The organism is Citrobacter freundii ATCC 8090 = MTCC 1658 = NBRC 12681 (assembly GCF_011064845.1).
GTDB classification, from domain to species: Bacteria; Pseudomonadota; Gammaproteobacteria; order Enterobacterales; family Enterobacteriaceae; genus Citrobacter; species Citrobacter freundii.
Window position 1 is genome coordinate 2,567,869 of record NZ_CP049015.1, and the last position, 13,909, is coordinate 2,581,777.

10 protein-coding genes are annotated in these 13,909 nt (G+C 49.8%); 6 read left to right on the forward strand and 4 right to left on the reverse strand.

Annotation, left to right across the window (positions count from 1 at the left end; all coding sequences use genetic code 11):
- Positions 1 to 111: 111 nt before the first annotated feature.
- From nifJ to ttcA, 5 genes are all read left to right on the forward strand, one after another.
- Positions 112 to 3,636 carry a pyruvate:ferredoxin (flavodoxin) oxidoreductase gene (gene nifJ / locus G4551_RS12320; protein WP_003840826.1) on the forward strand — a complete coding sequence of 1,175 codons (3,525 nt, stop codon included), beginning with the start codon at positions 112 to 114 and terminating at the stop codon, positions 3,634 to 3,636.
- Positions 3,637 to 4,002: 366 nt separating this feature from the next.
- A complete protein-coding gene (gene ompC, locus G4551_RS12325; RefSeq protein ID WP_003020364.1) occupies positions 4,003 to 5,127 on the forward strand; it encodes a porin OmpC in 1,125 nt (374 codons plus the stop codon).
- Positions 5,128 to 5,273: 146 nt separating this feature from the next.
- A complete protein-coding gene (locus G4551_RS12330; RefSeq protein ID WP_003020366.1) occupies positions 5,274 to 5,486 on the forward strand; it encodes a KTSC domain-containing protein in 213 nt (70 codons plus the stop codon).
- A gap of 81 nt (positions 5,487 to 5,567) precedes the next feature.
- Positions 5,568 to 6,002, forward strand: a complete 435-nt coding sequence (gene uspF, locus G4551_RS12335; RefSeq protein ID WP_003020369.1) for a universal stress protein UspF — start codon at positions 5,568 to 5,570, stop codon at positions 6,000 to 6,002.
- Between the two features lie 198 nt (positions 6,003 to 6,200).
- Entirely contained in the window at positions 6,201 to 7,136 is a 936-nt protein-coding gene (ttcA, locus tag G4551_RS12340) for a tRNA 2-thiocytidine(32) synthetase TtcA (protein ID WP_003833209.1), read from the forward strand.
- Positions 7,137 to 7,229: 93 nt separating this feature from the next.
- On the opposite strand, the gene dbpA is transcribed toward ttcA, so the two are convergent.
- From dbpA to G4551_RS12355, 4 genes are all read right to left on the reverse strand, one after another.
- Positions 7,230 to 8,603, reverse strand: a complete 1,374-nt coding sequence (dbpA, locus tag G4551_RS12345; protein ID WP_003840821.1) for an ATP-dependent RNA helicase DbpA — start codon at positions 8,601 to 8,603, stop codon at positions 7,230 to 7,232.
- A 28-nt stretch (positions 8,604 to 8,631) separates the two neighbouring features.
- Positions 8,632 to 8,799 (reverse strand): proline-rich small protein YnaL, encoded by a 168-nt coding sequence (gene ynaL / locus G4551_RS23945; RefSeq protein WP_085951593.1) that lies wholly within the window; start codon positions 8,797 to 8,799, stop codon positions 8,632 to 8,634.
- Positions 8,800 to 9,074: 275 nt separating this feature from the next.
- Complete coding sequence (gene zntB / locus G4551_RS12350) at positions 9,075 to 10,058, reverse strand: zinc transporter ZntB (RefSeq protein ID WP_003020379.1); 984 nt, start codon at positions 10,056 to 10,058, stop codon at positions 9,075 to 9,077.
- Positions 10,059 to 10,212: 154 nt separating this feature from the next.
- Positions 10,213 to 11,322, reverse strand: a complete 1,110-nt coding sequence (locus tag G4551_RS12355; protein WP_003840818.1) for a methyl-accepting chemotaxis protein — start codon at positions 11,320 to 11,322, stop codon at positions 10,213 to 10,215.
- A 411-nt stretch (positions 11,323 to 11,733) separates the two neighbouring features.
- Here G4551_RS12355 and G4551_RS12360 point away from each other — a divergent pair, with 411 nt between their 5' ends.
- Entirely contained in the window at positions 11,734 to 13,848 is a 2,115-nt protein-coding gene (locus G4551_RS12360) for a putative bifunctional diguanylate cyclase/phosphodiesterase (protein ID WP_003840816.1), read from the forward strand.
- The last annotated feature ends 61 nt before the right edge of the window (positions 13,849 to 13,909 follow it).

Consider the following 13,909-nt stretch of genomic DNA (forward strand, 5'->3'; position numbering starts at 1 on the left):
GACACAAAAGCGAAAATCTGTCTTTAGCGCTTTTGCTAAAATAGAAAGATAACTACAGGATTCGCCGCAGTTACGTGAGTCCCTCTTTTTGCGCAATGTAAGGGTGTCAGTATGATCACAATTGACGGTAATGGTGCGGTTGCTTCAGTCGCATTTCGTACCAGCGAAGTTATCGCCATCTACCCGATTACGCCCAGTTCGACAATGGCTGAACAGGCAGATGCCTGGGCCGGAAACGGGCTTAAAAACGTCTGGGGGGATACCCCTCGCGTCGTAGAAATGCAGTCAGAAGGCGGCGCAATCGCGACCGTTCACGGTGCATTGCAGACCGGTGCGCTCTCTACGTCGTTTACCTCATCGCAGGGTCTGTTGCTGATGATCCCAACGCTGTACAAACTGGCCGGTCAGTTGACACCATTTGTGCTGCACGTTGCCGCGCGTACCATTGCTACTCATGCGCTGTCTATCTTCGGTGACCATTCCGACGTAATGGCAGTGCGCCAGACAGGGTGCGCGATGCTGTGTGCCAGCAGCGTGCAGGAAGCACAGGACTTTGCGCTCATTTCACAAATGGCCACTCTGAAAAGTCGGGTTCCGTTTATTCATTTCTTTGATGGTTTCCGCACATCGCATGAAATCAATAAAATTGTGCCGCTGGCCGATGACACGATCCTCAGCCTGATGCCGCAAGCTGAAATTGATGCGCATCGTGCCCGCGCGCTGAACCCTGAACATCCCGTTATTCGCGGGACATCTGCGAACCCGGATACCTACTTCCAGTCGCGTGAAGCGACAAACCCCTGGTACAACGCGGTTTACGAAAACGTCGAACAGGCGATGAACGACTTCGCCGCGGCGACGGGCCGCCAGTATCAACCCTTTGAGTATTACGGTCATCCACAGGCGGAACGTGTCATTATCTTGATGGGTTCTGCAATTGGTACCTGCGAAGAAGTCGTCGAAGAGTTACTTGCTCGTGGAGAGAAAGTTGGCGTCCTGAAAGTTCGGCTGTTCCGCCCATTCTCTGCCAAACATTTACTGCGCGCCCTGCCGGAAACCGTACGCAGCATCGCCGTTCTGGATCGCACCAAAGAGCCGGGTGCCCAGGCAGAACCGCTGTATCTGGATGTAATGACCGCGCTGGCGGAAGCCTTTAACTGCGGCGAGCGGGAAACCCTACCGCGCGTAATTGGCGGGCGTTATGGCCTTTCTTCCAAAGAGTTTGGCCCGGACTGCGTCATGGCGGTCTTTACTGAGCTGAGTAGCGCGAAGCCGAAACCTCGCTTTACGGTTGGTATCTATGATGATGTCACCAACCTGTCACTACCGCTACCGGAAAGCACCCTGCCCGGTACCGCGAAGCTCGAAGCGCTGTTCTACGGTCTGGGCAGTGACGGCAGCGTGTCGGCCACCAAAAATAATATCAAGATTATCGGTAACTCGACGCCGTGGTATGCGCAGGGTTATTTCGTGTATGACTCGAAAAAAGCAGGCGGTCTGACGGTTTCTCACCTGCGCGTCAGCGAGCAGCCTATTCGATCAGCGTATCTGGTTTCACAAGCCGATTTTGTTGGCTGTCACCAACTGCAATTTATCGATAAGTATCAGATGGCCGAGCGCCTGAAACCAGGCGGGATCTTCCTGCTTAATACTCCTTACAACGTGGATGAAGTCTGGGCGCGTTTGCCGCAGGAAGTTCAGGCAGTACTGAATCAGAAGAAGGCCCGTTTCTACGTGATTAATGCGGCCAAAATCGCTCGCGAATGCGGTCTGGCAGCGCGTATTAACACCGTTATGCAAATAGCATTCTTCCATTTGACGCAAATCTTACCCGGCGACAGCGCGTTGGTTGAATTGCAGGGTGCGATTGCGAAAAGCTATAGCAGTAAAGGTCAGGATCTGGTTGAACGTAACTGGCAGGCGCTGGCTCTGGCGCGTGAATCCGTCGCCGAAGTGGCACTCCAGCCAGTTGACCCGCACAGCGCTAACCGCCCACCGGTGGTTTCTGATGCCGCGCCGGATTTCGTGAAAACCGTTACCGCGGCAATGCTCGCCGGTCTGGGTGATGCTCTTCCCGTATCCGCGCTGCCGCCAGACGGCACCTGGCCAATGGGCACCACGCGTTGGGAAAAACGCAATATCGCCGAAGAGATCCCCATCTGGAAGGAAGAGCTGTGTACCCAGTGTAACCACTGCGTTGCCGCTTGCCCGCACTCGGCAATCCGCGCCAAAGTGGTTTCACCAGAAGCGATGGAAAACGCCCCTGCCAGCCTGCATTCTCTGGATGTGAAATCACGCGATATGCGCGGTCAGAAATATGTCCTGCAGGTTGCGCCTGAGGATTGCACCGGTTGTAATCTGTGCGTCGAAGTGTGCCCGGCGAAAGACAGGCAGAATCCGGAGATCAAGGCCATCAATATGATGTCGCGCCTTGAGCATGTTGAAGAAGAAAAAGTTAACTACGACTTCTTCCTCAATCTGCCGGAAATAGACCGCACTAAACTGGAACGCATTGATATTCGTACCTCACAGTTGATAACGCCGCTGTTTGAATATTCCGGCGCCTGCTCGGGCTGTGGTGAAACGCCGTATATCAAGCTGCTTACGCAACTGTACGGCGACCGCATGCTGATCGCCAATGCGACCGGCTGTTCATCGATTTATGGCGGTAACCTGCCCTCAACGCCGTATACCACCGACGCTAACGGTCGTGGGCCCGCGTGGGCAAACTCACTGTTTGAGGATAACGCCGAGTTCGGTCTGGGCTTCCGTCTGACGGTAGATCAGCACCGTGTGCGCGTTATGCGTTTATTGGAACAGTTTGCCGATAACATTCCGGCTGAACTGAATGACGCCCTGCACGCTGAAGCGACGCCAGAAGTACGCCGTGAACAAGTTGCCGCGCTGCGCCAGCACCTGAAAGATGTCGAAGGCGCACAGCAGCTGTTAACCGATGCCGATGCGTTGGTCGAGAAATCCATCTGGCTGATTGGCGGCGACGGCTGGGCTTACGATATTGGTTTTGGCGGTCTGGATCACGTCCTGAGTCTGACCGAGAACGTCAATATTCTGGTGCTGGATACTCAATGTTACTCCAACACGGGTGGACAAGCGTCGAAAGCCACACCGCTCGGGGCTGTCACCAAATTTGGCGAACACGGCAAGCGCAAGGCGCGTAAAGATCTTGGCGTCAGTATGATGATGTACGGGCACGTGTATGTTGCACAGATCTCTCTGGGCGCACAGTTGAACCAGACGGTGAAAGCGATTCAGGAAGCAGAAGCCTATCCGGGTCCGTCGCTGATTATCGCCTATAGCCCATGTGAGGAGCACGGTTACGATCTCGCGCTAAGCCACGATCAGATGCGCCAGCTGACGGCGACCGGATTCTGGCCGCTGTACCGCTTTGATCCGCGTCGTGCAGATGAAGGTAAATTGCCGCTGGCGCTGGACTCTCGCCCACCGTCAGACGCGCTGGCCGAAACATTGCTTAACGAGCAGCGCTTCCGCCGCCTGAATGCCCAACAGCCAGAAGTTGCTGAGCAGCTGTGGAAAGACGCCGCCGCCGATCTGCAAAAACGCTACGACTTCCTGGCCCAACTGGCAGGTAAAGCAGAAAAGAGCGGTGCCGAGTAATACATTTATCTCAGTATTTGCCTGGAACCAAAAAAAAAGCCCGAACAGTTGTTCGGGCTTGTCAATTTATTCGCTGGCTAATTAATAATTACCATCAATATACCAACGAAAAATAAAACGTGACAATAAAGGCATATAACACGCGCAGAATAGCCCAACAAAATTCAATTGTATAATTTTTATTTTATATATTTTCACGCAACACATTCATCGCAATTATCATCATTTCCGTAGAATTATTTATTTAAGGTTTTACTTAAGGCGTAACAATTCATATTTATCTCTTTACGGAACTTCTCCTTTAGCATGCTTTTACTCCCTACATGGGTAGTCACAGGTTAATAAAAAAACTAAAGGATTATTTCAATGAACAGAAAAGTACTGGCTCTCGTAATTCCTGCCCTGCTGGCTGCAGGTGCTGCTCACGCGGCTGAAGTTTATAATAAAGATGGCAACAAATTAGATCTCTACGGTAAAGTAGACGGCCTGCGTTATTTCTCTGATGATGCCAACAAAGATGGCGATCAGACTTATGTTCGTGGCGGCTTCAAAGGCGAAACTCAGATCAACGATATGCTCACCGGTTACGGTCAGTGGGAATATCAGGTCAATGCCAACACCACTGAAGGCAACCGCAACAATAATTTCACTCGTCTGGCCTTTGCCGGTCTGAAATTCGGCGACTACGGCTCATTCGACTACGGCCGTAACTACGGCGTACTGTACGACGTAGAAGGCTGGACCGATATGCTGCCTGAGTTCGGCGGTGACTCCTACACCTATGCTGATAACTTTATGACCGGCCGTGCTAACGGCGTAGCAACCTACCGTAACACTGACTTCTTCGGTCTGGTGAACGGTCTGAACTTTGCACTGCAGTATCAGGGCGCGAACGAGCAAGCGGGTGATGAGCAGGAAGGTACCGGTAACGGCAGCGATCGTAACGTGCAGAACTCTAACGGCGACGGTTTCGGTATCTCCTCTACCTACGATCTGGGTATGGGCGTAAGCTTCGGTGCGGCTTACTCGACTTCTGACCGTACTAACGATCAGGTTAACGCTGGTAAAGCTGGCGGCAACGTTGCCGGCGGTGATACAGCTGACGCATGGACTACCGGCCTGAAATACGATGCCAACAACATCTACCTGGCAACCATGTACTCCGAAACCCGTAACATGACTCCGTACGGCGACAGCGGCGTGGCGAACAAAACTCAGAACTTCGAAGTCACTGCACAGTACCAGTTCGACTTCGGTCTGCGTCCGGCTGTGTCTTTCCTGATGTCTAAAGGTAAAGACCTGAACGCTACCGACGGTGACAAAGACCTGGTTAAATATGCTGATATCGGCGCTACCTACTACTTCAACAAAAACATGTCCACCTATGTTGATTACAAAATCAACCTGCTGGACGAAGACGACAGCTTCTACACTCGTAACAACATCTCTACTGATGACGTAGTTGCATTAGGTCTGGTTTACCAGTTCTAATCCGTCAGCCCGCTGGCAACAGCGGGCTATCCTTTCTTTGATAACCAATCTGTTTTATCCAGATCGAAATATTATATCTATTGTATTAAAACACGCCTTTGATAGATGATATCTTGCATTAAGACCTGTAGTAGAGGATACCTGCAATGAATCATCATCCTGTAAAATCATCCCGTATTGCATCCGTCGGCTATGACGAATCCTCTCACACGCTGGAAATTCGCTTTCACCAATTGGCTACCCTGCAATATCAGCCTGTCCCTGCCCGTATTTTTCGTGATTTCCTGAGCGTGGTCTCGAAAGGTCGATTTTACGACGGCGTAATAAAAGGCAAGTTTCCTGAAATCAAAATAAAGTGATGCCAAAATGTGATCTTTGTCATTGTACATAAAGTGCCATTACGCGGTAAGCTTTAGGTGGATACTTAAACAGGAGGTTTTATGAACAGAACGATTCTTGTACCCATCGATATTTCAGACTCAGAATTAACTCAACGCGTTATTGCCCATGTTGAAGCAGAGGCCAAAATTGACGATGCGCAGGTCCATTTTCTGACCGTAATTCCGTCACTGCCCTATTACGCTTCTCTGGGACTGGCCTACTCGGCAGAGTTACCGGCCATGGACGATCTGAAAGCCGAAGCAAAATCTCAACTGGAAGAGATTATCAAGAAGTTCAATATCCCAACGGACAGAGTGCACATTCATGTCGCAGAAGGTGCGCCGAAAGATAAGATTCTGGAGATCGCCAAAAAATTACCGGCTGATATGGTCATTATTGCCTCACACCGACCTGACATCACCACCTACCTGCTGGGCTCTAACGCCGCAGCAGTAGTGCGTCATGCGGAGTGTTCGGTACTGGTAGTCCGCTAAGCTTTCAGGCCCGCACATCGCTGCGGGCTTTTTGTTTCTACCACTTATACCCCACGATTCCTGTCCTAAATGTGCTGACATTTTTCCCGCTTATCCGTACCATACACGCCACAGTTTTTATATCAGACTTCTTTTGCCGGACTATCCGGCGTGATGCATACTCTTCTGATGCCACACTATGAATTGAGCCTCTATTAAATGTCGCAAAATCAAGATATTAGCAAGAAAGAACAATACAACCTGAACAAATTGCAAAAACGTCTGCGTCGTAACGTGGGCGAAGCCATTGCCGACTTCAATATGATCGAAGACGGCGATCGCATTATGGTGTGTCTTTCCGGCGGGAAAGACAGCTATACCATGCTGGAGATCCTGCGTAATTTGCAGCAAAGCGCCCCGATCAGTTTTTCCTTGGTTGCGGTTAACCTCGATCAAAAACAACCCGGCTTCCCAGAACACATTCTGCCGGAGTATCTGGAACAGCTGGGCGTTGAGTACAAGATTGTCGAAGAAAACACTTACGGGATCGTCAAAGACAAAATCCCTGAAGGCAAAACGACCTGCTCGCTCTGCTCTCGCCTGCGTCGCGGTATTCTGTACCGTACGGCAACCGAGTTAGGTGCCACCAAGATTGCGCTCGGCCACCATCGCGACGACATCCTGCAAACGCTGTTTTTAAACATGTTCTACGGCGGAAAAATGAAAGGTATGCCACCGAAGCTGATGAGTGATGACGGTAAGCACATCGTGATCCGCCCGCTAGCTTACTGCCGTGAGAAAGATATCGAGCGCTTCTCCGAAGCGAAAGGTTTCCCGATTATTCCGTGCAATCTGTGCGGCTCACAGCCTAACCTGCAGCGTCAGGTCATTGCTGACATGCTGCGTGACTGGGACAAACGCTATCCAGGTCGGATTGAAACCATGTTCAGTGCGATGCAGAACGTTGTGCCTTCACATCTGAGCGATATCAATCTGTTCGATTTTAAAGGCATTAAGCACGGTTCAGAGGTTGTGGACGGCGGTGATTTAGCGTTCGATCGTGAAGAGATCCCGCTACAGCCTGCGGGCTGGCAGCCAGAAGAAGATGATGCTCAACTGGATGAGTTACGCCTGAACGTGGTGGAAGTGAAGTAAGTCGATTATGTAAACGCCCTATCAGGCCTACAACGAGCATATACCCGTTGTAGGCCTGATAAGCGGAGCGCCATCAGGCACTCCAATGGGTATTTATTTCAATAAACGAACTCGGCAAGTCTTGCCTTTAATCTTACCGTTTTGCAATTGTTTCCACGCCTTGTGCGCTATGTTCTGGCGAACGGCGACATAGACGTGTGCTGGATGAACGGCAATTTTGCCGATATCGGCGCCATCCAGGCCAATATCACCGGTCAGAGCCCCCAGAACATCACCAGGACGCATTTTAGCCTTTTTGCCACCATCAATGCATAACGTCGCCATCTCTGCTTCCAGCGGCAGGATTGACACGTTAGCTGGCGCTGGCAGCCAGTTCAGCTTCAATTGCAGCATTTCAGAAAGAATATTGGCACGCTGTGCTTCTTCCGGCGCACAGAAACTAATCGCCAGACCGCTGTTACCGGCTCGCGCGGTACGTCCGATACGATGGACATGAACCTCCGGATCCCACGCCAGTTCGAAGTTAACCACCAGTTCGAGTGATTTAATATCCAGGCCACGTGCGGCCACATCGGTGGCAACCAGAACGCGTGCGCTGCCGTTGGCAAAACGCACCAGCGTCTGGTCGCGATCGCGCTGTTCCAGATCGCCATGCAGTGAAAGTGCGCTTTGCCCCGCCTCATTCAATGCGTCACACACGGCCTGACAGTCTTTTTTGGTGTTGCAAAAAACGACGCATGAAGCAGGCTGGTGCTGGCTGAGCAATTTTTGCAGCAGCGGAATTTTTCCGTGGCTGGAGGTTTCGAAAAACTGCTGTTCAATCGCCGGTAACGCATCGACCGTATCAATTTCAATGGTTAATGGATTTTGTTGCACCCGGCCACTGATGGCGGCAATGGCTTCCGGCCAGGTCGCAGAAAACAGCAAGGTCTGGCGAGAAGCTGGTGCAAAGCGAATGACATCATCAATCGCATCGCTAAAGCCCATATCCAGCATCCGGTCGGCTTCATCCATAACCAGCGTATTCAGGGCTTCCAGAGAAACGGTGCCTTTTTGCAGGTGGTCGAGTAAACGCCCCGGTGTGGCGACAATAATATGAGGTGCATGCTGCAGAGAGTCACGCTGTGCACCAAAGGGCTGCCCACCGCATAGCGTTAAGATCTTGGTGTTTGGCAGAAAGCGCGCTAAACGACGCAGTTCACCCGCCACCTGGTCGGCAAGCTCTCGGGTTGGGCACAGTACCAGAGACTGCGTCTGAAACAGCGCGGCATCAATATGCTGTAATAGCCCAAGACCAAAAGCAGCCGTTTTGCCACTGCCGGTTTTAGCCTGCACGCGAACATCTTTCCCCGCCAGGATTGCCGGTAATGCGGCAGCCTGAACAGGCGTCATTTCAAGATAACCCAGCTCGTTAAGGTTCTCGAGTTGAGCAGCAGGTAAAACATTCAGGGTTGAAAAAGCGGTCACAATTTAATCTCGCGGTAAAAACTCACATTCAGCAGGCGCGTATCCTCGCAGATCTACGCCCACGATGCGACAATTTAATAGGTTCTTCATCCGGCGGCGGATCCGGCATTGGCTGCGGACGAGGAATGGGATCGGGAATGGGAACCGGGTCAGTCGGGAGCGAATCCGTGTGCGCAGTTGCAATCAGACAGGTCATATACTCCTCCAGTCATTCAGGTTGACTCTTTTAGGGTAGACGCTGATTTCCTGCAGGCAAAAAAAAGCCGACTAATCTAAGTCGGCGTCGTACGAATCAATTGTGCTATGCAGTAATTCAAAAAAGGAAGTAAGACAATATGGAGCGCAACGCCCATCGCTTGACGTTGCATTCACCTGCGAGAGAGATATTGCCCCGAATAGGTAGATGGTTTATTGACCTCGCTCAAAATTCAGGACGTTTTCATGCGCAAAAGTCACTAAAAAACGTTGTTGTTACAACCATTTACTACGATGCAACCATAAAGTAACACCACCAATCAGGACCACTAACAGAATACAAAAAAGTGAGAAACCGAACTGCCAACCACCGCCGGGGATACCGCCGAGGTTAACGCCGAAAAGCCCGGTTAAGAATGTGCTGGGAAGAAAAACCATTGCCATCAATGACATTGTATACGTTCGGCGAGCCAGAGACTCCTGCATCACCTGCGCAATTTCATCCGCCATGATACCGGTTCTGGCAATACAGGCATCGATTTCATCCAGCCCTCTCCCCAGCCTGTCAGCGATATCCTGCATCCGTCGCCGATGGTCGTCAGTCATCCAGGACAACCTTTCGCTCGCCAGGCGGGCATAGACATCACGCTGTGGCGCCATATAACGGCGCATCACAATTAACTGCTTACGCAGTAATGCCAGGAAGCCACGCGGCGGGATCTGCTGATCGAGCAGGTTATCTTCCAGATCGATAATTTTGTCGTGCAACTGTTCGATAAATTCGCTGGCATGATCGGTCAGCGCATCACAAACATCCACCAGCCAACCGCCACAATCAGCCGGCCCTGTACCTTCCTGGAGGTCGCTGACCACATCATCCAGTGCCAGCACTTTGCGCTGACGCGTTGAGACAATCAGACGTTCATCCATATATAAACGCATCGCTACCAGTTGGTCAGGCCGCTCGTCGGTGCTGCCGTTGATACAGCGCAGCGTGATTAACGTACCTTCTCCTACCCTGCTGACACGCGGGCGCGTGCTTTCACCCGCCAGCGCATCACGCACGTTATTGGGAAGTAAGGGCGTTGTCGCCAGCCATTGCGCACTTTCAGGATGAGTATAATTAAGATGCAGCCAGCAGGGATGCTGAGTGTCGATAACATCGTTATCTTCCAGTGGTTTCACCCCACCACGCCCATCCAACAGCCAGGCAAACACGGCATCCGGCACATTAACATCCGTTCCCTTAATGGCTTCCACAGCGCCTCCACAAACATTCAGCTTTTTTCGTTAGTCTAGCCGTCAGAATATGTTAAGCAATATCTCATTGTCCCATTGTGCTGAAATGACTCATAAAAGTATCTGATAACAAAAAAAGCGCCGACAAATGTGGCGCTTGTTGCGAGGCACCCTGTTAAGCCCGCTGGCGTCTCTCAGATTCAAAAGCGTGACTTAAACGAAACTTGTGCGTTCGCGACTGGAGGTCAGTCACTTGATTTTTCAGAATATCCGAAGAGTCAGACAGTTCATCCACCATAATGGCGTTACTCTGGGTAACGTTTTCCAGTTCCGCGAGCGCATGAGTAATACTGATGATCCCTTTCTCCTGCTCCTGCGTAGTGGTTAATATCTCGCCCATCAGTTGGTTTAATTGCCCGGCACCACCAACAATATCCTGCATATTTTTTTCAGCTTCACGCACAATAGCCGCACCTTGCTGAACGTTTTCATGAGTTTGGGCAATCAGATGTTTAATATTCTTAGCGGCATCTGCGCTACGGTGCGCGAGCATTCGTACCTCTCCGGCCACCACGGAAAAACCTTTGCCATGTTCTCCCGCTCTCGCCGCTTCTACGGCGGCATTCAATGCCAGAATATTTGTCTGGAATGCAATACCATCTATCAGGGTAATAATTTCTGTCATCTGCTGGGCGCACTCGGTGATCGACTGCATATTGGTTGCGACCTGCACCATTAAATCACCGCCCTGCCGGGCAGATAGTGTTGCAATATTGGCCTTAGCACTCGCCATTTGCGTATTCTCTGCATTGTTACGCGTGCTGACCGCTATTTCATCCATGTTGGCAGCCGTTTGCATTAATGCTCCGGATTGCTGCTCTGTTTTTACTGATAACTCAGCGCTGCGTTCCGCGAGCTGTTCAGAGAGCGCCATCGCCGTTTGTGAAGATGTTCTGATCTCATTAACGAGTGTTGAAATATTACTTGATAAACTATTAATGCCCGGTATTAATCTTCCCGCACAGTTATTGCCAAACTCTGGAATACTAATCGCCAGATTCCCGGAGGTTACCTCCTCAATGCTTCTTTTAACCGTATTAATTGGCACGACCAAATATTTCGTCATGTACCACCACAAACATAATATAGAAGTAAAACTGACCAAATTAGTTCCAATGATAATTACCGGGGGAGCAGAAAATATCATTTCAAAAACATTCAGAGCGACCGCCGTAATGAGCAGAAATAAAATAATAAAGGTTCTGACGCTAATATCATTTAACATTTTAGTCCTGTGCGCTAAGAAATAACGTGGATATTATTTTTTATAGCATCTGCAATGCAGATTTCCATAACGCGGAGACGAAAGACGAACTTTCAATGAGAGTCTGCAATCCTTTCACTTAAGACAGGTAATTACACTATTAGTTTACATTAACCAGGTGTTTTATCCTGCAAAGGATGAGACTGGCGCTTGTCGTTAGATTATTGTGATGACAAGCACGTCGTGTGCATAAAATGCACAGAATTATAAATCTTATGAATATTTGTATAAGTAAAGGTCTATCATTTTCGATGTTTGCCCCTTCCCTCTAATAGTCATTGTAAAAACACAAGAACATCCCAGGTTTTATCAGGTTAACTGGACAAAACCTGCTAAATTTATCATCACGTCTTTTTTTTGATAGGTAGTAAGATGTTGCACGTGTCGTGGGACCCTGTATTGATTGGGATTTCCTTTATTGTCGCGTTTATTGCCTCCTTTATTGCCCTCGACAGTGCGGGCAAAGTGGCAATTTCCAGCAGACGTGAATCTACCTTCTGGCGACTCTCTGGCGGCGCTACGCTGGGTATGGGGATCTGGTCGATGCATTTTATCGGTATGCTGGCCATGAAAATGAGTATGCCAATAAATTACCATTTATCCCTCACCGCGTTTTCGTTCTTTATTGCGCTCATTTCTGCGACAGTCGCCATCAATATCGCCATTTCTGGTAATACGCTATCAACAAAACGCCTGCTCATTGCTACCAGCATATTAAGTGCCGGTGTTGTTACAATGCACTACGTTGGTATGTATGCCGTTATCGAACATGTGGCTATTACCTGGGATCGCTCGCTGATCCTGCTCTCCGTGATTATTGCCGTCGCTGCGTCTGGCGTGGGTTTGTGGCTGGCCTTTCACTTACGCCAAAATAGCCGTCGAGCGCTAATAAATCGGCTTATTGCTGCCTTTATTATGGCGCTGGCAATAGCCTCTATGCATTACACCGGTATGGGAGCAGCTACGTTCACCCATTTTGGACACACTGCGCACGATGGTCTCAGCACGCTGGAACTTTCTATCTGGGTCTGCGCCGTCACGCTTGTTATTTTGGGGATCATGCTGGTGGTTTCGATGGTGGATTCGCAACTCCGTACCTCCCGACTGGCTGACAATCTGCATCAGTTGAACTGCCAGCTTGAACATCAGGTTCACTTCGACGCGCTGACCGGTCTCGCTAATCGTACACAAATAGACACCTGCTTACTGGCCTGCCTGCGGCATTCTAAACTGCATCAGCAGCATTTCGCGTTGGTATTTATCGACCTCGATCGTTTTAAAGTCGTTAACGATACCTGGGGACATCACATTGGCGATCAGCTACTGATAGCCAGTACACAGCGAATCTTCACTTGCCTTGATGACTCAATGACGCTGGCAAGACTAGGGGGCGATGAATTTATCCTGCTGGTTCCAGACTGCAACCAGCAGGATATCTCCGCCCTGCTGACGCGGATTGCCGATGTGATCGGTGAACCCTTTACCTTGTTCGAACATACCATTCGGGTTTCGTTAAGTGCGGGGAGCAGTATTTACCCTGAGCATGGCTCAACGCTGCATGAGCTAAAAGTGAAGGCCGATATGGCGATGTATCATGTCAAACAGGCGGGCAGAAACGGCTGGGCTATTTATCATCCGGAAATGGAAGCTATCGCGGATACACCGCCGACATTTTTACAAGAATTGTCGCAAGCGCTTGAACGCAACCAGTTTGAGCTATGGTATCAGCCTAAATATACCGCTGGAGATCATTCCCTGACCGGTTTTGAAGCATTATTACGCTGGCATCATCCGGAACGCGGCATGCTGCTGCCAGCCGAATTTCTTTCTGCGTTGGAAGATACGGGCCTGATTATTCCCGTTGGGAAATGGGTTATCCAGCAGGCATGCCTGCAGTTGCATCAATGGAAATTACAGGGAAATACAGAATGGACGCTCGCCGTTAACCTCTCACCCGCCCAGTTTGAACAGCATGATATTATTGATGTTGTTTGTAATGCCCTGGCGCAGTATCAACTGTCACCTGCCTGCCTCACGCTGGAACTCACTGAAAGCACCGCCCTTAAAAATTTGAAACGCAGTGTGGAAGTCCTGAATGCTTTTTCTGCTTTGGGGATCACCGTATCTATTGATGATTTCGGTACAGGTTATTCAAATATATTGATGCTGAAGTCTCTTCCGGCGCGCGAATTAAAAATTGACAGGATATTTGTCAAAGATATCAGCGAGAACAGCAAAAACACAAAAATTGTGTCTACCATTATTGACATAGCTCACTCCATGAATATGCGTGTGGTGGCAGAAGGAATAGAAACCCAGGAACAGGAAATACTCCTTACTCAGATGGGGTGTAGCATGCTGCAAGGTTTCTTGTTTGCAAAACCGCTGCCAGCACATAAGATTCATGAATTGATACAACAAGAAAACAGCATCAAGCAAAAGCCAGTTGTACCCCCCTTGTCTCACCGACAATCAATAACATTGTGAGACGTAATATCTAAAAATATTCGCCATTTAACAGGCAACACAGCAGATAAAGATAACGGGA

Bases quoted from the DNA above. Each gene is read 5' to 3' on its own strand.
- ynaL (WP_085951593.1), bottom strand. From the start codon at position 8,799: ATGACCTGTCTGATTGCAACTGCGCACACGGATTCGCTCCCGACTGAC.
- uspF (WP_003020369.1), top strand. From the start codon at position 5,568: ATGAACAGAACGATTCTTGTACCCATCGATATTTCAGACTCAGAATTA.
- ompC (WP_003020364.1), top strand. From the start codon at position 4,003: ATGAACAGAAAAGTACTGGCTCTCGTAATTCCTGCCCTGCTGGCTGCA.
- G4551_RS12360 (WP_003840816.1), top strand. From the start codon at position 11,734: ATGTTGCACGTGTCGTGGGACCCTGTATTGATTGGGATTTCCTTTATT.
- nifJ (WP_003840826.1), top strand. From the start codon at position 112: ATGATCACAATTGACGGTAATGGTGCGGTTGCTTCAGTCGCATTTCGT.
- G4551_RS12355 (WP_003840818.1), bottom strand. From the start codon at position 11,322: ATGTTAAATGATATTAGCGTCAGAACCTTTATTATTTTATTTCTGCTC.
- ttcA (WP_003833209.1), top strand. From the start codon at position 6,201: ATGTCGCAAAATCAAGATATTAGCAAGAAAGAACAATACAACCTGAAC.
- G4551_RS12330 (WP_003020366.1), top strand. From the start codon at position 5,274: ATGAATCATCATCCTGTAAAATCATCCCGTATTGCATCCGTCGGCTAT.